This is a genomic window from Flavobacterium flavigenum, from assembly GCF_027111255.2.
Taxonomy (GTDB): Bacteria; Bacteroidota; Bacteroidia; order Flavobacteriales; family Flavobacteriaceae; genus Flavobacterium; species Flavobacterium flavigenum.
On sequence record NZ_CP114285.2, the window covers coordinates 493,504 to 515,297 of the forward strand.

The following is a 21,794-nucleotide window of genomic DNA, read 5'->3' on the forward strand; positions in this document are numbered from 1 at the left end:
TAGCTTATTTTTTTGGTGGCAAAATAGTAGTTCCCCAGGCAGAAGGTTTTGAATCCATTTCATAAATCAATTCGCCTCCCTTAGCAATATCTTCGTGCGAAATCCAGGCTTTGTTATAAGGTTTTCCGTTTAAAGAAGCGGTTTTGATATATTTATTCTTTTCACTCATTTTTTTTGTAGCAATCTTGAAGGTTTTTCCTTCTTCCAACTGCAAAGTGATTTCTTTAATTAAAGGTGTATTCAATAAATAATAAGGCTGACCTGCATTTGGATACAATCCCATCATGTGAAAAGCCAGCCACGAAGACATAGCGCCCGAATCATCATTGCCCGGCAAACCTTCGTGAGAGGTATTGAAATTATCTTTTATAATCGTTCTGATTCGGTCACTGCTCAAATGTGGTTTTCCGATCCAGTGGTACATTGTAGGCGCTAAAAATGAAGGTTCATTTGATACATCATACAATTTTGTATCGAAAAAAGTATCCAGTCTGTTTTTGAAAGCAAGGTCACCACCTGATCTACGAATCACTTCAGGAAGGTCATGCGGAATACTCAAAGAATATTCCCAGGAAGTTCCTTCGTAAAAAAACACACACCAATGGCAAACATACCAAGGGGATTCTGTAATTACCGGTGTATATTTATAGGTTGGTTTCTGAATTTTTGATTCTCCAAAAACAACTTCGTCCAGCCAGTTTCCAGACGCGTCTTTAGGCATTATGAAACCTTTTGAACCGTTATTTTCATAATCAGACCGCCATAAATTTTGCCAGTTATCTGCCTGTTTGATATATTGGTTATAGATTTCGTTATAATTTAAACCTTTGGCAACAATAGCGATATTATAGTCATTGTATGCATAATCTATAGTACGGTTACCGGCACGATCTGTACCAAAAGGTACATAACCCAGACGTAAATAATCTAATAAACCGCCCCTTCCTTCACGTTCTTCATTCCCACCGGGCGGTATTGCAGCGTCTTTAAGCATTGCTTTCAATGCCAGTTCATAATCTATTCCTTTTAAGTTTTTTACAAAAGCATCTGCAAGTACTGTTTCAGCATTTGAACCGCCCTGAGTACGTCCATTATCATTTCCGCTTCTCCCTTCTGGCAAGTAGCCGTCATGTTTGTAAATATTAAGCATCGCATTGATAATTTCTACCTGCCGCTTTGGATCAATAAGCGTAATTAATGGACTCGAAGTTCTGAATGTGTCCCAAATACAATAAAAGTCATCATAATAGGGTTCGTTATTCGTCCATAACGGATTTTCTCCGGTGCGGTCAACAGGCATAATCATCGTGTGATACAAACCCGTATAAAACATCTTTTTATAATCTTCAGAAGTATCAGGAGAAAGCTGTATGCGATTTAATAAATGTTCCCATTTGTTTTCTAATGATGCCAAAACGGTGTTGAAATTCCAATGCGGAATTTCGGCCTCTATGTTGTTTTTTGCTTTTAACTCGCTTAAAAAAGAGATTCCGATTTTTACATTAAGTTCCTGTTTTCCGGCTGCTCCAAAAGAAACTAAAGCACCCGTTTTTTTGCCTGAATCAAACTGAGCGTTTTGGTTGTTGTAAAATTTACCGTCTTTCCAGGTAACATATTTTGCAATGGACTGGTCAAAAATCGCCCAAAAGTAAACGGTGTAAGCACGCCCATTATTCCAACCTCCTCTGATCCTGCTGTATCCTCTCACTTCAGTATCTGAAACAATCTCAATTTGAGAGCCAACAAATTGCTGCGCTTCCCTAGCATTAGGTTCAGGAGATTCCCCCAGAAAAAAACCAGGGTCAATTTTTAAATCTTTTGTTGCGTTTTTTGGATACGTTATTTTATAAAATGAAACTTTTTCAGCAGTTGTGATTTCAGTTTTAATCTGATTTTCTTTAAAAACCGTTTCATAATACCCTAGTCTTACATTTTCTTCTGTTCTGTGAGAACTTTGATCCAGTTTATCCAAATCTCCTGAAAAAGGCATGATCTGAATATTCCCGTATTTAGGGCCTCCTCCAGTTCCGCTCACATGTACCTGACTAAAACCAGTTACTTGCTTAGGCATTGGCAGCCATCCGCTATTCGGGCTTACAGTACAATCCGGACTTGGCTTTACCATTCCGTACGGACATGAAGGCCCGATAAAAACACGCCCTACTCCTTCTGAACCAATCATCGGATCGACATAATGGTGTACTTTGGTCTGGGCATAATTTACTGATGTGAAGAATAATGATATTCCTAAAAAAATGATCGCTTTAGTACCTGTCTTCATTGTTATTTTATTTCTTTCGGTTATAATTAGTATCAGTTTTTAGAAGCTTTAAAATCAGCTCAGGATGAAATTGTATCGCTTTACTGCTTTGCTTTATTAGACATTTCTAAAATCAATTTTCCTCCGTTTGTAATCGCATTGTGCGAAATTGTATAATTTTCTACCGCTGTATTGTTGTATTTTATTGCGTTGATGTAACTGTTTTCCAGACTGTTTTGAGGAGCTTCAATTATAAAATTTTTGCCTTTATAATAGTTAGGATTTAGTTGAATGGACACTTTAGAAAAAATTGGACTTCCTATCTGATATTGAGCCTCCGGATCTGTTCCTCCATTCAGCTGAAATAAGCCAATTTTAAGCAGAACATTCAAACTTCCCATCAAACCCTGATCTTCATCTCCGTTGTAACCTGTAGCCGGAGATAATCCGCTGAAAGTTTCTTTTACAACGTCTCTGGTCCAGTATTGTGTCAAATCTGGCCTTCCTAATGCATTAAAAATAAAGGATGTCTGAATGGAAGGCTGGTTGCCAAAATTGATTGGAATACGGCTGAATTCCGGATGCAATTCGGCATCATGTGAAGTTCCGGAAGTAAATTTTAACTCTTTTGCTGTTTCAAATTGCTTATTCAGTTTTTCAACCGTTTTTTGCTTTCCTCCCATTAATTCTGCTAAACCTTCAATATCATGCGGTACAAACCAGGTTGACTGTGCTCCGTTTGACTCTATAAAACCGTTTTCATATTCATATGGATCATAATTTTCACGCCACTTTCCTTCTACATTTTTAGGACGCATCCATCCGGAAGTTTTGTCAAAAACATTCTGGTAGTTTTTAGACCTTGTCATGAAATAATCATAGTCTTCCTTATGATTTAATTTCTTAGCCAATTGCGCCAGTGTCCAGTCCTGATAAGCATATTCCAATGTCTGACTGGCCCCGTCCTGATGACTTCCAAAATTGCCTTCAGGGAGTGGATACGGAACAAAACCTTTTTCGATATAATATTTCAATCCCCCACCTACATCTGTATTATGTTCGTATCCTGCTTTTCCCATGATGCCGTTTAGCATATGGTTTTTCTTCAGGGCAATGTATATGGCTTCTAAATCGTCTTTTACAATTCCTTTTTGAATGGCCGTCACTATAAAAGGTGTCGTAGAAGCGCCTGTCATTACATACGTATCATTTCCTCCCGAAGGACCACGCGGAATCATACCTCCATCTTTATAGTATTGCATTAAAGAATGTACAAATTCATCCATAATTTCAGGATAAACGAGTCCCCAAAGCGTATTGATTGTCCACTGGGCTCCCCAAAATGCATCAGAATTGTAATGGTTGAACTTTGGTTTTCCGTTTGCATCAAGCGGCAATTGCCCAATTCTGAATTTTTCTCCGGTATTATCAGGATAGGCACCGTTTGCATCGCTGATTATTTTTCGTCCCTGCAAGGCATGCCAAAGATCTGTATAAAATCGTCTTTGATCGGTTTCAGTACCGCCTTCAACCTGTATTCTGCCTAATAAACTATTCCATTCATTTTTTGAATCAGAAACTGCTTTATCAAAATCCCAATGTGGTAGTTCCTGCTGCATGTTGTTAGCAGCATTTTCTACAGAAGTATAAGAAATAGCTGCTTTCATCAGGATTTCTCCTTTGGCTTTGCCAAAATTTACCAAATAATTACCTGTCGCTGTATTTCGTTCGATTGAAGAAACAGGCTCATTAAATTTAATTTTAAAATATACCGTTAAAGGTTTTGGACGTCTGAAATTGGTACTTAAAACCAACGATCCTGAAAGTTCATAATCATTATTTTTTTCAAGTGTTCCGTTTGTATTTTCGCAAGGTCCTAAAATGGTGTTCAGATTAAAAAGAACTGCTTTTTGAGCATTTTTTGGAAATGTATATTTATGAAAACCAACTCTTTTGGTACTGGTCAGTTCTGCTTTTATTTGGTACCTGTTGAGTGTAACGGAGTGATAACCTGGAAATATTTTTTCAGACTCATGACTAAATTTAGAATAAAAATCTGAAAAGATATTTGCACTATTTCCATTACTAATCGTTACAGGCATTACTGAAAGTGCAGACATTTGCCATTCATGAACGTGGCTAAAACCTTTTATTGTGTCGGTTGTATATTTGTAACCGCCTCCCCAATCGCCTTTGATTTCGGTATCCGGGTTTAAATTTACCATGCCAAACGGACGGTTTGCCGATGAAAAGAAAAACCATCTTGAATTTTCTGTATCAAGCAACGGATAAACCATGCTTACTAGTTCTCTTTTTTTTGAAGAAGAGATTTTTTCAGCTTTGCATGAAATTAAAAAGATAAGTAGTAAACCTATTCCGAAACGTCCTAATGTATAAATCTTATTGATTATCATTTATTATAAGGTATTGGCTGATTATTATATGTTTTTTTAAATAAAAAACGTCAATAAAAAAACTGCATCTTTAACAAGTAAAAGCATTGTTTATATATTTGAGGAATGTATAAAAACAACTAAAAGAATGATATGTTATATTTAAAACAGTTCAAATAAAATTGTAATAAAAAGGAGAAGAATTAAGTCTCTTCTCCTTTTTTGAATTAAAATAGTTTTTGGTATTATCTATTAATTAGGATATCCGTCATTTTGAGTTAAAGCCGGATTTAAAACTCTTGCATTTGTTGGAATTGGGAAAACACGACGATATGTATCTGCGTTTGTTTTGTATCCCCATTGTCCTTCATATTTTCCAAAACGGATCATATCATTTCTATGCCATGCTTCCCATGTAAATTCACGAGATCTTTCTTTGTAAAGATCTTCAAGGGTTACACTGCTCCATGCAGCAGAAGTAGTACGGTTTGAACGCACCATATTAACAAGTGCTAAAGGATTTTGTCCTAAAGTTTCAGCACCCCCACGTAAAATTGCTTCGGCTTTCATTAATAACACATCTGAATAGCGTAAAAATGGCACGTCATTCTTTTGATTACGGCTGGTAGAAGTATTGTCCGGGTAAAATTTAATATTTCTATATCCCATGTTCCATGCAATTTCGTCATTTCCTAAATCAAACAAAGTAGCATTTTCGCGAGGTACAATATCAGGTGTCAGATTAACCTGATAGGTAAGAGCTGCACCACCATCATCTCCTTTATAAAACTGGTCATATCCTTTTTTAGTTGTAGTAACAGTTAAAGGAGTCCCATTATTATTATATTGCAAACCTGTTAACCACTGATCTTTACGAATATCATTAGAATCATTAAAATAAGCATAAAATTCAGGTAAGGTACTTCTTGGAGCACTAGGCGTAAAAGGAAGGCCAAATTTAGCTCTTTCAGAACGTGGAACATCATAACGGGCATGATACATCTGACCGTTAAATCCAACTGTAGTTGCTACAGGATCATAAGGTATCGCAAAAATAAACTCCTTCATTTGTGGACCATTATTTGGATAAAACATTTGAAGATAAGTTGCTCTTGGTTCCACATTATATAATCCTGATTTAATAACTTCATCACAAGCTGCAATACACTCATTATAACGTGATGTACCTGTATATACCTGAGCGTTTAGATACAATTTGGCCAACAAAGCATTAGCAGTCTGTTTGTTAGGCCTTCCATAAGTTGTTATTCCTGATGCTGCATTTAAATTAGGTATTGCTTTTTTTAATTCTTTTTCAATAAAATTAAATACCTCAGTTCTGCTCGATTTCGCGTTCGAGGTAAAACCACCATACACTGTATCCAATGGTACGTCTCCATAACTGTCCATTAACATATAATAAGAGATAGCACGCATTGTTTTTACCTCAGAAATCAAAGTATTTTTTTCTGCACCAGCCGGCATTGCCTGATTTAGAATTGAGATGGTCTGATTACTGGTCCCTATCACTTTAGCTAACCAGTCCCAAAGACTTCCTACAATACCATTGTCAGCTGTCCAGTCATGAAAATGCATGGCAATATAGTTTCTGTTATCAAACCAGTTTCCTCCTCTAGCCGGTAAAATTGCTTCATCTGTACTCAATGATTGTGACCACCACCAGGCAAATGAAAACTCACCTCGGAAAGCTGAATAAACAGGACCTGTAGTTTGTATATATTGTGATGAGTTCTGAGGAAAAGTCTCTGGCGTAAGTTGTGTTGTAATGGGCACGTCAAGATTTTCACAAGACCAGAATAATCCAACCATTAGTACCGGAAGTCCCAAATATTTTAATATCTTTTTCATAATTTTTTAGAATTTAATTTTAGAATATTACGTTTAAGCCAAACATAAATGTTCTGGTTTTTGGATAGAAGTTATTAGAATCTACACCTGGCGCTGTTCCTCCTTGTTCTACTTCCGGATCAATTCCTGAATACTTTGTAATAACAAAGAGATTATTGATGGTTTGATACACACGCACATTTTGAATAAATTTGCTCACTTTGCCAAAATTATATCCTAAAGTCATATTGTCTAATCTGATATAACTTCCGTCTTCTATAAAACGTGATGAATATTTATAAGCATTAAGGTCAGTTGGTGATTCATTTGCCGCATCTGCTAAGATGTTAGTAGTCATTGCAGTACTTGGTCTGAATAAATCAGCTTTAGTAGCGTTGAAAATTTTATTTCCAAAAACCCCTCTAAAGAAAACACTCAAATCAAATTTCTTATACTGGAAATTATTTCCCCAGCCTAGTAATACTTTTGGCTGAGCGCTTCCTGCATAGTGATAATCTACACCAATTGCCGGTGTTGTAGTTAAACTGCCATCTTTGGCAACATACTGAGATACTCCTGCTGAATTTTTACCTGCATACAGAAGAGTAAAAAATTGTCCAAGAGGTTTTCCTTCTTTAAATATCTGTAAAGTACTTCCAGTTTGTCCTCCTCCGTCAGGCTGAACTCTGCGAATTGAATCACCCCCAACAAAGAAAGGATTTGTTAATTTAACAATTTTATTCTTATTACTTGCAAGGTTTAAATTTGTTGACCATGTAAAGTTTGCTGTTTTAACAGGAGTAGCTGTTAAACTCACCTCAATACCTTTATTAGACATTGTTCCACCATTTGCTACAATTGTTCCGACAGGTGCAAGAACAGGATTTACGGCATAAGTAAAAATCATATCAGTTGTTTTCTTATCGTACAAATCAACAGAACCTGTAACTTTTCCATTGAACAATCCAAAATCAAGTCCAATGTTTGTGGTAGCCGTTTTTTCCCATTTCAAATCCGGGTTTACAAACTGATTTGGTCCGTAAGCCCCAATTTGCTGTCCATTGTAATAGAAAGTCCCTAAGCTTCCTGAGACTAACTGAGCTGTATAGGCATTAAATCCGGAAGAGTTACCTGTAACACCATAACTTGCACGAAATTTCAAGTCACTAAAAACTTTTTGTCCTTGCATGAAACTTTCTTTGTCCACTCTCCAGGCTCCTCCTACAGAAGGAAAATATCCCCAGCGATTATTGACTCCAAATACAGAACCACCGTCTCTTCTGATCGTTCCCTGTAAAAGATATTTATCACCAAAATTGTAGTTTAAACGTGCAAATTCTCCAATAAGACGCGTTTTTTGATATGCTCTGCTGTCTCCAAAATTCACCACATAACCATTTACTGATGTGTAGTTGCTTAAAGCAAGATTGTTATATCCTACATTATCTACAGGGAAATTCGTAGCTGTTGCCTGAAATCCGTCTCCCAGTGTATTTTCCTGCCATGAATATCCTAAAACAGCTTTTATTTTATGAGATCCAAGGGTTTTGTCCCAGGTTAAGAAACTTTCAATGATATTATTCGTATTCTCATAACTGTTTCTCAATGCTGAACCATTTTGACCAAAATTAACAAGCGATTTATTTTGTGGTGGATCTGGATTATTGTAAAAATTCGCACTATTATATTTTGCATAATAACTGTCGTAGAACTCACCATGAGAAGAAGTCAGTTTTTGGTGTGCAATACTTAAATTATAAGTAAATCCAAAAGGAAGTTTTACCTCTGCAGTCAGGTTACCCACAAGATTATTTGTTTGTGTTTCGTCTGTTCCGTGTTCGATTAAAGCTACAGGATTAAAATAACCGGTACTGGTAAAATTTTCAAAAAAAGTACCGTCAGGATTTCTTACAGGTGAAACCGGAAGATAACTTGCTGCTTGTAAAAGTACAGTATTACGCTGTGGTACATTTACATATTTACTATTAGAATTAGTTACATTCAATCCAAATTTAACTTTATCATCAAAAGCAAATTGTTCTACAGCTAAACGTGCTATTACACGTGAAAAATCACTTTTTAAAAGAACACCTTCTTTGTTAAGAGAAGTAATACTAGCTGTATAGCTTCCATTTTTGCTTCCTCCGCTCATCGATATGTTATGGCTGCTTGATTTTGCCATATTGGATCTTAAGATTTCTTTCTGCCAGTTTGTATTGGCACCTTTGTCGTTTTCAGGAGTAAAATTCAGGTTGTTTTTTGTAGTAAATGCTCTTAATTGATTTGCATCCATCATATCAAGCTGATTCGAAACTTCTTCCCAGCCAACATATCCGTTGTAAGCAATTTGGGTTCTGTCTTTACTTCCTTTTTTTGTGGTAACCATAATAACCCCGTTAGCGGCACGGTTACCGTAAATTGCAGTTGCAGCAGCATCTTTTAATACATCAATAGTAGCAATATCATCAGGTGAAATCATTGAAATATCTACACCTGGAACACCATCGATAACATAAAAAGGTCCCTGAGAACTATTTAATGTAGAAACTCCACGCAAAACAACAGAAGCAGTTCTTGTTGGATCTCCACTTGATGAGATATTAAGACCTGATACTTTTCCTTGTAACAATTGTCCAACATCAGTAAGAGCTCCTCTGTTTAATTCTTCTGCTTTAATAGAAGTTACAGAAGTTGTCAGGTTTTTACGGGAACCTTTTCCGTAACCTACTACTACTACCTGCTCTAAAGCATTAGTAGCTGAAGCCATTTTAATTGTTAAATTTGTTTTAGTTCCGTCTAATTTAACAGTCTGGTCTGTAAATCCAAGAAAAGATACAACCAGTATCGCATTAGGATTTGAAACTGAAATTTTGAACTTACCATCAAAATCTGTTACTACACTACGAGTAGTACCTTTTTCAAGAATGTTTGCTGCGGGCAATGGCAAATTCTTGTCATCTAAAATTACACCGGACACTTCGGTTTTTTGTGCCCATGAATTAATTGAAAGACCTAAAAAGAAGGCTAACAATAAAAGTTTAAGTTTTTCCATACTCAGTATTTAGTTAATTGGTTAAAAAAGTTTATTCGAAATTAGTATTAAAGAATTGTTAAGAAATGGACAGGTTATTCATAAACATGGATTTTTTTAATAACCCCAGTAAAATAAAGGCCTAACGAGTTTTTGTTTTTTAAAATATATAACTAAACTCTTATTAATACATCCATCTTACGAAAGCTTCCATTGCTGCATAATGGGCTAATCCGAGTTCATGGTACAGATCTGCCGTTTCTTTATTTCGGTCTTCGGCTCTTTGCCAAAATTCCCTGCTGTCAGAACCCTGAAAAACGACTCCGTCTTTTTGTGACTGATGTTTAAAAATTCCTTTTCTCTTTTCCATAACCTGATCGGGTCCCATTGGTACAGCCATTTCAATTTCATCAATTCCCCATTCCTGCCATGCGCCTCTGTACAGCCACACCCAGCAATCTTTCATAAAATCTTTGGTCTTTAAACGATTTACAGCTTCAAAAATAGCGTCAAGACAAACTTTATGGGTACCATGCGGATCTGCCAGATCTCCTGCAGCATATATTTGGTGAGGTTTTATTTTCTCAATCAAATCCATTGTAATTTGAATGTCTGCTTCTCCCAAAGGTTTTTTCTCTATGGTACCGGTTTCATAAAAAGGAAGTTCCATAAAATGAATCTGATTATCTGGCAATCCAACAAAATAACAGGTCGATTGTGCTTCACCTTTTCGAATCAATCCTTTAATATTTCGTACTTCGGGAATATCTATTTCACTGTTTTTTTTATTTTGAAGAAATTCCAGTGACTTTTTATAAATAGTATCTGCTTCAGCACTTTTAATTCCGAATCTCTCATTATAGTCACAAACAAAACTTGCAAATCGTAAGGCCTCATCATCTGCTACTGCAATATTTCCGGAAGTCTGGTATCCTACATGCACTTCGTGCCCCTGCTCTTGCAAACGTTTGAAGGTCCCTCCCATACTTATAATATCATCATCTGGATGCGGACTAAAAATAAGGACACGTTTTTTTGCGGGCTCTGCCCTTTCTGGTCTTTTGCTGTCATCTGCATTTGGTTTTCCGCCCGGCCATCCTGTAATGGTACTCTGAAGTTTGTTAAAAATCTTAATGTTAATATCATAGGCAGGACCTAAATCGGCAAGTAAATCGCTCATTCCGTTTTCAATATAATCAGCGTCTGTCAGCATCAGAATTGGTTTTTTTAGGTGTAAAGCCAAACCTAAAACAGCTTTTCTAATAAGATTATCTGTCCAGATGACATTTTCAACCAGCCATGGCGTATTGATACGTGTTAATTTTGAAGCAGCAGCTTTATCCAGTACAAATGTGGTGTTGCTATGCTCCTGTAAAAAAGAAGCCGGAACTAAATTAGTTACTGTTCCTTCTACCGAAGCTTTAATAATGTTTGATTTTCCTTCGCCCCAAGCCAATAAGATCACTCTTTTAGCTTCCATAATTTTCTTTACACCCAGAGTAATAGCCGTTCTTGGCGTATTATTTAAACCCGAAAAATCGTTACTTGCTGCTACACGCGTAATGTGATCTAAAGCTACCAAGCGGGTCTTAGAATTTTGAAGCGAACCAGATTCATTAAATCCGATATGACCATTTCCTCCAATTCCCAAAACCTGCAAATCAATACCGCCCAGCGCTTCAATTTTGCTTTCATATTCTGTACAATAATCCCCAATAGCTTCTTTTGATAAAGTCCCGTCTGGTATATGAATGTTTTCAGGTAAAATATCGACATGATTGAATAATAATTCTTTCATAAAACGAACGTAGCTGTTTATGGAATCGGGTTCCATCGGATAATATTCATCCAGGTTGAATGAAACAACATTTTGAAAACTCAATCCTTCTTCTTTATGAAGTCTCACCAGTTCCGCATACAAACTTTTAGGACTCGATCCTGTTGCTAATCCCAATACACATAACTGTTTTTGAGCCTGCTTTTCTCTAATCAAATTCGCTATTTCATTGGCTACTGATTTAGAAGCTATAACTGAATTTTCATAAACCACAGTACCAATATTTTCAAATCGCTTTTCAAAGCTTGTCGCTTTGTCTATACTGCTTTTTAACATTTGTTTTATTTTTTGGTTAGTATATAATTTTCTAATACATTTCTTTGTTTTCGCACCATTTCTCTTCCCACTGCTTTATTGATGCTCTTACTTTAGCTTCATCAAATGTTGCGTTGCTAACAGCAGATTCTCTTTGAGCCTGTAAAAACATTTTCCATCTTGGCCAGTAAAAATCTTTATACATGCCTTTCCATGCTCTTGATGCGTAGTCATTTAGGTGGCCTTCTCCTCCCCATAATGTTATCAAGGCTTTAGCATTTTTTAAATATATCTTAGATGCATCAGGAGAATTTCCATAATCCCAGGCTGATTTTAGCCAGTAATTCAGATTATTCAGCGGCTGACCTGACATCATCCTGTCAATATCAAAAGCTGTTTTTTCTATTTCTTTAAATAAATCATCTCCTTTTTTAATGTCTTTGGATTGATAAGCTGCCACACATTTCATTAGTAAATCATCAATTCGTAATGAATAATAATGTCTTGAAACATCAATTACATCATAATTGTAAAGGTTATTTTTATTGAAATTTTTAGCTTCTTTTTTTAAGAGGTCAATCGCTTGTTTTAGTTTTTCCTTGTCTCCAGGATTGCCTTTAAATTCTGTTACTTTTAATGTAGGCCTTTTAAAAAACAAATAAGCGCCAGCCCAGTCATTCCACCAGCGGGTTTCCCAATATTTTGTGCTGTACACCGATTCTGTCAGCAATTGCCATGCTTCAATAACAGTAGCTGAAGTTTTTCCGTATCTGGCATTCAAATGTTTCTTTAACCATTCCTCTACAGGTTCTTTTCCCTGTGTCCATGGAAGATCATAAATGTATTCGTAAACTATTGAATTGTTATTCAATCCTTCAGGCATTACACCATAACCTACGATATTCCCTTTATTAGGGTTTTGCAGTAAACTGGTAAGTTCCTTTTTGTAAAAATTTAAATCTCCGTAAACCGGATTCGATCCTCCATAATTATGTACATAGCCGTAAGACCATTGCTTACCATAAAAAGCTTCCTGATTCTCCCATACCTTATATCTGTCATTGGCATAATCCTGAACTATCATTCTGTCATTGGGTACTTTACTTAAAAAAGCTTTGGTAGCTTCTTTAGTCCAAAATTCTTTATTATCGCCAAAAAGCCATCCCTGCATTACCCAGGTCGCTTTTGGAGAAGCTTCATTAATGGTTTCAAAAATGGTTTTTCCGTAATCTGCCAGTTCCTCATATTTGTGTTCTTCAGAAACCGGTGGTGTTATTTCATTAAAAGAATCTGCAAGATAAAATTCAGACTGTCCGTATGTTTTAGTGTAAATTTCTATAAAACGTTTTCCAATTTCTTTAAACAAAGGATCATTTGGATCTAAAAGGTAAGTGCTTTCAAACCCTCCTCCTGACCATGATTTCAATTCCTTTATTTTTGAATTAGGATGTGACTCTGCAAAGGCCTTAGGCACATAACCGCTAAAAGCAGGTACAACCGGATGCATACCTAAAGTTCTCATCTTTTGTAAAATCTGTTTCTGAACTTCTTTCTTTTTATTAATAAATTCCTGAGGTAAAGGTCCATCAAGGCTGTTTATATTCCCCATTCGCTGCCATGGCAAAAATGCCGGCCCTGCAAAATGAGCCTGCAATTGGCCGTCTGTCAATCCGTACGCTTTCCATAATTCCTGCCATACAGCTTCCTGTCCTTCTAATGCAGTAGGCAGATTAATTCCGTGGAGTGCCATCCAGTCAATTTCCTGTTCCCAGCGTTTCCAGTCCCACCAGGGTGTTGTGTACCCAAAAGTACAGGCGTTTAAATATTTTCTGTATTTAAAAGGTGTAGCTAGTTTTTTTGAATATGCTGGCCACTTTTTAGGTAAGCTGATTCTATTGCCTTCCCAGCTAACCGAGGCAGCTCCAATATCCCTAAGAAATGTATAAGCCGCATAACAAACAGATGTATTGGATGTTCCGGTAATTTTCACTCTGTTTCCTGTTACTTCAACTTCAGACCAATCCGCATTTTGGCTTTTATTTTCGATAAGATTTAAATCAAATTCTTTGGCCCTATTACCTATCAGTCTTTCCATCACCGCTAAAGCACTTTTGGTATTATCTACACTTTGACAATACACTTTAGATCCCAACAGAAATACCATTACAAAAACCAGTATACTATTCTTTATTAAGGAATTATAGTTTTTGAATTCTAAACAATCACTTTTCATACAGATATCTATTTATAGATTAACACAATTTATTTTATTAAAAGCATACACATAAAAAATAGGGAGATTAAAATCAATTAATCTCCCCTCAAATCAACTTAAAAACTAACACAAAATTTAAGTTCAATATTTTAAAAATATTGACATGAAAACACTAATCTTCAACCACAATGATTAATTAATGATAAAATTACTCTGAAAGAATATTTAAGAAATGGACGCATTATTCAAAACTATGGACATATTATCCATTGCTTTAAATTGAAAATAATTGTTAATCTATTGATTAGAAATCACCCTTAACTATGAAGAAACTGTTAGGATAAATTTGATAATTTTGTTTGGGAGTGTTATTAAGATTTATTAATCTTTTGAACAGTATTAAAAAGGAATTATTCTTAATCTAAAAATGCTGAAGCTTTTTCAGTTATTAAAGTCTGCGTAATATCTTTCAAGAAGTAAAACAGCTCCATTTTGTGAAGCCAGTTCAGTAAGACCAGTTTCACACAATGCATTGATTCTACAAATCTGATCTTTGGATGATTTTAATTTGCCTAATTTCTTATCAAAAATGCTAATAGTTTCAATAGCATTTTTTACAATCTTTATTAATTGCCTAAAATCCTCCTGAGACAATCTGTTATCTTTTACATAGTTTTCTAATCTAGCTCCCCATCTGTATTTTGGATATTGTTCAAGCCCCATAAAATGGAACATCCAGACTTCTTCATAATATCCTAAGGTCTTAATGATTCCTATATAATCTGCAATTAATTCATCATGTAGATTATTTGAAGCATAACCGTATTTTTTTAATGTATATAAATGGGTAAACTCATGTTCTCTTCTAATCGAAACAGAATTTGAAATCCATTCATCATCAGTTAATCCAAGTTGATTTGCTGCTATGTTGCTATATGGTTTTGTACTTAGAATAATCAATTTGTCTTTGTATAACGATTTATTGAGTATCACGTTAGCAAATTCCTGATTCCAGTTTTCAGAAGGATTTTTTGCCTGCCATTCTTTTTTTATATTCCTGATTCTTTCCCAATTATTGAGACCATTTATTAATACAGCACCCATTGATTGCGGAACTTCAACAGGATTATTTTTATGTAGTAAACACTGGATTATTTTAACGAAATCTTCTTGGTTTGGAATTATCAGAACAGGTATTTTACCGGCTTGACAAATATTATTCTCAAGTTTTATATTTTTAGGGTCAGTTAATTCCAGATAACAAGGCAAACTTGTCAAATCTATTTTACCTTTAAAAACAAACTCTTTATATAATACAGATTTTTCTATTCCAGTTTCTATTGGGAAATTCAGTTGAGGATAACATCTTTTTAATAGATCAAATACATTGTTATTTGCATTGTCTTTAGAATAGTCATCCCAAAATTCATTATTTAATTCTTCTGTAAAAGATTGTTTATTCTGAAACTTATTAAAAACATATTCTTTAAGAGGATTAGACAAATTCATAAAAGACTCCTGATTTATTCTTAGGGAAACTGAATTGTCCATAATTATGCTATTTGACGTTTAGCCAGCTGTGTAAATAAACCATCCATCTGCATTAATTCGTCATAAGTACCCGATTCTGTAATTTCTCCTTTATCCAGCACAAAAATTCGGTCTGCGTTTTTTATAGTGCTCAATCTGTGTGCAATGACAATTCGGGTTGCCTGAAGTTTGTCTAAACTTTCTGCTACAATATTTTGAGTTCTGTTATCAAGTGCGCTGGTGGCCTCGTCCATATAGAGCAACCTTGGTTTATGCACTATTGCCCTAGCAATCATCAGTCTTTGTCTCTGTCCTCCGGAAAAAGTCCCTGCACCTTCACTTATAAATGTATGCAATTCCATCGGCATGGTCTTGATATCTTCTTCCATACCAGCCATTCGGGCTGCGTTCCAGGCATCATCTAATGTCAACTCAGAATTTCCGACAATATTCTGATAAATACTTCCGGACATTAGTGCTCCGTTTTGCAATACCACCCCAATTTGTCTTCTTACCAATTCTTTGTTCATCGTATCAAACGTATTTCCGTCATAAAATATAGAGCCCATTTCCGGATGTTCAAATCCTAACAGTAGTCTCATGATTGTCGATTTTCCGGAACCAGAGGCACCAACAAAAGCAACCATTTCACCTGGTTTAATTTTGAAGGTAATATTTTTTAAAATTAAAGGCTGATTTTCGTTATATCGAAATGAAACCGAATTCATTTCAATTTCGCCAGCTAATTCACCGGGATCAATACTTTGTTCTACAGATTCTGTTTCTTCTTCTAAAATAGGTTTTACCCTTTCGTAAAGCGGAATAACATTCAGAGAAGTAATAAATGCCATGCTTAACCTTAAACTATCACTTAAAAACTTATTAAAAGCTGTTATAAAAGCCATAAATGCACCTACAGTTATCATACTGCTCATTTTATCCGCGTTTAAAACTGTGTAATAGATAAACGAAAAAAAGAAAATACTCGTAAAGAGCGGATAAGAGCTATTAAAAACTTCCACAAAATTCTGATAACTGCCGGACCTGAATCCTAAGGTTTTTAGTTTTGAAAACTTATCTGCCCAGAGAGCAAAAACCCTTTTCTCGCCACCTGTAATTCTTATTTTACTGATTCCTGATAAAAATTCAAAAAGAAAACCCTGTATTTCTCCCTGATATTTAGATACTTCCCTGTCATATTTTAACTTTAAACAGCCCATAACAATCATAAATATCACGGCAACTAAGGCTAAGCCTACCCCAACCCAGGCCAAACCTGAATCGTAATAAAAAAGCAGTATTAGATTGACGAACGAAAACGCACCGCTCAGTACAGCAGTCATCAGTGTATTAGAGAGAATCTGTCGTATAGAATTAATACTAAGAACCCTATTTGTAAGGTCTCCTGCTGTGTATTTTTTGTAAAAAGTTACGGGTAGTCTTAATATATAGTCCATAACTCCCGCCTGAAGGTTAATACTGGATTTTGATTCTACACGCATTTGCAAAACACCCTGTACCAATTGAAGTCCGGCAGTAACCAGACCGATGATAATCATTATACTAAACACTTCAAAATGAATGGATCTGTCTGCTGTCGGAATAACATCGTCAAATATAATCCCGGATAAGATTGGAATTAATAAACCTATTAAGCTGCCTGCAAAAGAAGCAAGTATTAATAATCTGGCATCTTTTTTTACGCCATTCATAGCAAAACTTAATACTTTTTTCATGGAGTTCATCTTAACATTGAATCCGGAAAAAAACATATATCCTATAGGTTCCAAACTATCTGCAATTTCCTGATTGACAACGGTCTCAGTTCCTTCAGACAAATTTTTAATCAAATATGTATCTGAGTTTTTTTGTATTAAGGCCACAGGACTATTATCGGGCTTCAAAAAAGCGAGTAAATGTCCATTTTCCTCCTTCCACCATCTGTCTCTCAGAATAATTTTACGAACTCTTATTTTAGAGCTTTTTGCAATAGCATACAACATATTATTTGCACTGCTCTGAGTAGTTTCAATGTATTTTGGCTCTTCAAATTTAAATCCTGTGTGATCTCCAATTATCTGGCATGTGGAATAGAGAATACCTGACTTATGTGTGTTTTTAGATGAAATACGACCAATATTTTTTTTATTGCCTGAAACTATAGATTTTATTTTTTCGAGCGTATTTTTTAATTCATCTTCCTCATTTATGAGTTTATTACTAAAGTGCGTGTGTTCTAATAAACTGTTATTTTCTATACTATTACGAAGCTGATTATAAAAATAAGATTGCAGTTTTTCTAAAGAAATTAGAAAATTAATTTCTTCTTCTATAACTTCCCTTGTACTTAATATTTTTATTTCTGAATCATCGGATAAAGACTTTATCCATAACTTATTGGACACTGGTATTGGATAGCCTGTTTCATTCGTTGAACTAATATTCATTTCATCTGAAAAAACAGAAAGATTTCCTTTAAGTAATCTTACCCAATTTATTCCATTTGAAGGATATGCTATTGAATTCTCATGTAGTAATAATTGCTCCAAATCATTGAGCGCAATATAAACTCTTGGTGTATTATTAAAACTTAATTCGGCTGAAGTTTTTAAAATCCATTTGTTAATCATGTTTTTTAAAAAGAAACGATCAATATTCAGAAGATCACATTTTTGAATCGACAACAATCTAGCTTCGTTTGAAAAAACAATCAGTCTAATGTTTTCAGCACATCCATTAGGTAATAAACTAAACAATAATTCTCCGTGTTTAGCAGAATAGAGATATTTTAGGGCACATAAATATTCTCCCTGATCATCAACTTTAGTATAAAACACATTTACTTCACCTGAAATAATCATCCAGAAACTGTCTGTATTATTCAGAATCAATGGTTTTTCAACCCCGATATGTATTTTCTCTTTTACTGACATATTGCTAAATTTATTTTGTTTCAATCAAATGAGAATAAATACCATTTAATTTTAGTAATTCCTGATGAGAACCCCGTTCGACTATTTTTCCATACTCCATGACAATTATTTCATCACAATCCATTATAGTACTTAATCTGTGAGCTACAATCAGGCAGGTACATCCTCTCTTCTTAATATTATCCATTACTGTTTTTTCAGTTGTAGGGTCTAAGGCGCTGGTTGCTTCATCCATTATCAAAATAGTTGGATTACCGGCTAATGCCCTTGCAATTTCAATACGTTGCCGCTGTCCTCCGCTAAAATTGGTTCCGCCTTCCATGACAGAACTGTCATAACCGTCATTCCGTGCAGCAATAACATCATGAATAACTGCGTCACGAGCTGCATTTATAATATGTTTCTCAGGAATCATGGAGTCCCAGAAAGATATATTCTCTTTAATAGTACCATTAAAAACAATTACATCCTGATCTACTACCGCCAGCGAACTTGTAATAATATGTCTTGGAATATCGTTTCTGTTTTTTCCGTCAAGTAAAATTTCCCCATGCCAGGGATCATAAAGACCGGAAGCTATTTTTGCAATAGTCGATTTGCCGCTTCCAGAGCCTCCTACTAGTGCTACTCTGCTTCCGGGTCTTAGTTTTAAGTTAAAATTTTCAATTAATGCCGGCATATTAGTATTATATCCAAATGTTACATTTTTCATTTCATAATATCCCGTCAGTTTATTTTTATATTGTTCGAGAGTTGAAAGCTGTTCGTTTTTATTATGCTCTTTTTCCTTAAACTGATTGTCAATTTCATAGTTAAGTACATCATCAATCCGGTTCATATCGCTCTCTGTTTCATGAAGCATTGTTCCCACACTTACAAGCTGATTTACGGGCGAAATAAAATTTGACATTAAATAGGTAAAAGCCACCAGAGCCCCTAAAGTCATCTGCCCGTCCATTATCTGCAAAGCTCCAATTCCTAAAATTAAAGCGTTTGTCAGCGATGTAATCAAGCTGGGCAAAACATTAAGTCTGATTGTTAACCATCCTAATTCCTGTTGTGCATTCATTACTTTGGCCAGATATCCTATCCAGTTGGTAAAAAAATCATTTTCCCTCCCAGAGGCTTTTAATGTTTCGATCATGCTAATTCCGGAAGTTGTAGTACCCAAAAGTTTACCTGTTTCATTGCTCAGCCTTCTGCTTCCGTCTTTTCTGGCTGTTGAAACATATCTAAGAATAAAAATATTTAAGCCTGCCATGAAGACTCCGATTAAAGTCAGCGTTACATCATAAGAAAACATAAGCGTTGCATAAAATATAACTGCAATAACATTTAAGGCAGCATTAGCCAAATCACCACTCAATAATTTAGCTACCTTATCGTTCAGCGAAACCCTGTTTCCAACTTCTCCGCTGTATCGCTGTGTAAAAAAGGCTATAGGCAGATGAAAAACATGCCAAAGAAATTTACTGGAAGTTACCAGAGCCAGTTTGGTTTCTAATTTAAGTAAGAAATATTGCTGAAGGTAAACCAGAACAGAATTAATAATCAGTATTGCGCCCATTATCAAAAGCAGCGGCATTACAAATCCTGAAAAATTATTTATGAGATATTTATCTATAAAAACGGTGAGAAAAGACGGTATTACAAGACCAGGAATTACTAAAAATAAACTCGCTAGAATAATGTAGGTTATACTTAATTTAGAATTTGCCACCCTTGAAAGCAGAGAAGACATCAATCCTCTTTTTTCATTTCCTTTTTGGAAAGCTGCATTTGTTTCAAAAGTTAAAACAACACCTGTGTAGCAATCATCAAATTCCTGATGGGTTACAGAATATCTTCCTTGGGCCGGATCACTTAAATACACTTTATTTTTAGTAAAGCCTTCTAAAACCAAAAAATGATTGAAATTCCAAAAAATAATGGCTGGCATTCTAACCTGCATTAGTTTTTCTATAGACTTTGCATAACCTTTACCTTCAAGTCCAAATTCTTTGGCTGCTTTTAGAATATTAGTTGCTTTTAATCCATCTCTCGAAACCCCACAGGATATCCTTAGTTTTTCCAATGGAACAAACTTACCAAAATGGCCTAAGATAATACTTAGGGCCGCAGCACCGCACTCTACACTCTCCATCTGTAAAACAGTTGGAACCTTAACGGGTCTCGCTTGTTTTTCTATAACTAAGGTAGCACTATTTCCCATTTGTCTTTATTAATATAAATCGAAAAATTTCTTGAATGCAGGTACAACAATCGTTACCGGAGGTTCTTCTTTTATGGTTACTTTTCCCATACATGAAGTACCCTCTTTTATAAACACATCAGGTCCTTTTGCAGAAGTCCATTTAAATCCGCTGTAAGATTCCGGATCGCTTTCAAAATCCACATGAACTTCAAACAATGTTCCTGAGGCCAGAAGACTTTTTGCCAGCTGATCATTTTTAACTGAGGTCAGCATACCCTGCTGCGTTACAGGGAAATCAGAAACATAGGTTACTTTTCCTTTTATAAAGCCATATTCCTGAGGCTGCACGGTTGAAGGGACTACTAATGCTTCCATTCCTTTTCTAATTTTCTTTCCGTCCTGTGACGGAATATAAAGTACTCCTTTTAATTGCGAATGTTTTGTTTCATGAAGGTTTTTAAGTTTAAACAATGGTGTTCCAGCACTTACAACAACTCCTGCATCTGTTAAAACTTCTACAACTTCACCGTCATAAGGACTTATTATATTTCTTTGAATGTCATAACGCTCGGTTAAGAATTGCAAGTTCCTTTCGGCTTCAGCAATTCTCTGTTTTTGCAAAGTAACTTTCTGCTGCAAATCAAAACCCAGATCATGCTGTTGGTTGGAAGTTTCTGCTTTTTGCCCTTTCAGTCTTTCTATCGTATTTTTTGAAGCTTCAATTTGCTGTTTTGTATTTGCTACTTCAGATTTGGTTATTAAACCTTTACTAAGTAAACCGTTTTCAGATTCCAACTGATTATTTAAAAACAATAATTTCTTTTTCTCTGATTCAATTTCTCCCTGAATACTAATACGTGTTTGCTTAATTAATTCACCCTGAAGTTGAGTTCCCTGATTTCCATAAGAAGATAGTTTTCCCATTTCAAACTTTCTGTCAGAAACAACAGCTTTTGCATCTTCTATTTGCTGAAGCAGTTCTGGTTGTTTTATAGTGGCGATTATATCCCCTTTTTTTATTTTTTTGCCTATAGCTACTTTTAGTTCTACCAATTGTCCTTGCGATGTAGCTACAACTTCATGAACCTCGCCTCCCAGTACAACACCAATTACATCTAATTTTGTTTTTACTGTTCCTGCAAATGACCAGACAACCCCTGTAAATAATGCCAAAGCAACTGTCGTAAGGGCTATCCAGGCTTTTGTTCCTGTAACTTTAATTAACTGATCTAACTTTTCTGGAGTAGAAAGTTTTTCTAACGCCGATTTTCTGAAAAAACTTGCTGACATGATTTCCG

10 protein-coding genes are annotated in these 21,794 nt (G+C 35.3%); all 10 read right to left on the minus strand.

The window, feature by feature from the left end:
* Positions 1-4: 4 nt before the first annotated feature.
* Positions 5-2,281 carry a GH92 family glycosyl hydrolase gene (locus tag OZP09_RS01740; RefSeq protein WP_281310173.1) on the minus strand — a complete coding sequence of 759 codons (2,277 nt, stop codon included), beginning with the start codon at positions 2,279-2,281 and terminating at the stop codon, positions 5-7.
* Between the two features lie 80 nt (positions 2,282-2,361).
* Positions 2,362-4,674, minus strand: coding sequence for a GH92 family glycosyl hydrolase (locus OZP09_RS01745; RefSeq protein ID WP_281310174.1), 2,313 nt, complete (start codon positions 4,672-4,674; stop codon positions 2,362-2,364).
* Positions 4,675-4,905: 231 nt separating this feature from the next.
* Complete coding sequence (locus tag OZP09_RS01750; protein WP_269236218.1) at positions 4,906-6,522, minus strand: RagB/SusD family nutrient uptake outer membrane protein; 1,617 nt, start codon at positions 6,520-6,522, stop codon at positions 4,906-4,908.
* Between the two features lie 19 nt (positions 6,523-6,541).
* On the minus strand, positions 6,542-9,553 hold the full coding sequence (locus OZP09_RS01755) for a SusC/RagA family TonB-linked outer membrane protein (protein ID WP_281310175.1): 3,012 nt from the start codon (positions 9,551-9,553) through the stop codon (positions 6,542-6,544).
* 163 nt (positions 9,554-9,716) lie between these two features.
* On the minus strand, positions 9,717-11,654 hold the full coding sequence (gene nagB, locus OZP09_RS01760) for a glucosamine-6-phosphate deaminase (RefSeq protein ID WP_432419457.1): 1,938 nt from the start codon (positions 11,652-11,654) through the stop codon (positions 9,717-9,719).
* A 22-nt stretch (positions 11,655-11,676) separates the two neighbouring features.
* Positions 11,677-13,857 (minus strand): alpha-N-acetylglucosaminidase, encoded by a 2,181-nt coding sequence (locus OZP09_RS01765; protein WP_281310176.1) that lies wholly within the window; start codon positions 13,855-13,857, stop codon positions 11,677-11,679.
* A 423-nt stretch (positions 13,858-14,280) separates the two neighbouring features.
* Complete coding sequence (locus OZP09_RS01770; protein WP_269236221.1) at positions 14,281-15,390, minus strand: DUF7005 family protein; 1,110 nt, start codon at positions 15,388-15,390, stop codon at positions 14,281-14,283.
* Positions 15,391-15,392: 2 nt separating this feature from the next.
* Positions 15,393-18,302: an NHLP bacteriocin export ABC transporter permease/ATPase subunit gene (locus tag OZP09_RS01775; protein ID WP_281310177.1), complete on the minus strand. Its 2,910-nt coding sequence runs from the start codon at positions 18,300-18,302 to the stop codon at positions 15,393-15,395.
* A 10-nt stretch (positions 18,303-18,312) separates the two neighbouring features.
* Positions 18,313-20,514, minus strand: coding sequence for an NHLP family bacteriocin export ABC transporter peptidase/permease/ATPase subunit (locus OZP09_RS01780; RefSeq protein ID WP_269236224.1), 2,202 nt, complete (start codon positions 20,512-20,514; stop codon positions 18,313-18,315).
* A gap of 9 nt (positions 20,515-20,523) precedes the next feature.
* Positions 20,524-21,786, minus strand: coding sequence for an NHLP bacteriocin system secretion protein (locus tag OZP09_RS01785; RefSeq protein ID WP_281310178.1), 1,263 nt, complete (start codon positions 21,784-21,786; stop codon positions 20,524-20,526).
* Positions 21,787-21,794 lie beyond the last annotated feature (8 nt).

Coding starts and splice junctions, on each gene's coding strand:
- OZP09_RS01745 (WP_281310174.1), bottom strand. CDS start 4,674: ATGATAATCAATAAGATTTATACATTAGGACGTTTCGGAATAGGTTTA.
- OZP09_RS01750 (WP_269236218.1), bottom strand. CDS start 6,522: ATGAAAAAGATATTAAAATATTTGGGACTTCCGGTACTAATGGTTGGA.
- OZP09_RS01780 (WP_269236224.1), bottom strand. CDS start 20,514: ATGGGAAATAGTGCTACCTTAGTTATAGAAAAACAAGCGAGACCCGTT.
- OZP09_RS01740 (WP_281310173.1), bottom strand. CDS start 2,281: ATGAAGACAGGTACTAAAGCGATCATTTTTTTAGGAATATCATTATTC.
- OZP09_RS01755 (WP_281310175.1), bottom strand. CDS start 9,553: ATGGAAAAACTTAAACTTTTATTGTTAGCCTTCTTTTTAGGTCTTTCA.
- OZP09_RS01775 (WP_281310177.1), bottom strand. CDS start 18,302: ATGTCAGTAAAAGAGAAAATACATATCGGGGTTGAAAAACCATTGATT.
- OZP09_RS01770 (WP_269236221.1), bottom strand. CDS start 15,390: ATGGACAATTCAGTTTCCCTAAGAATAAATCAGGAGTCTTTTATGAAT.
- OZP09_RS01785 (WP_281310178.1), bottom strand. CDS start 21,786: ATGTCAGCAAGTTTTTTCAGAAAATCGGCGTTAGAAAAACTTTCTACT.
- OZP09_RS01765 (WP_281310176.1), bottom strand. CDS start 13,857: ATGAAAAGTGATTGTTTAGAATTCAAAAACTATAATTCCTTAATAAAG.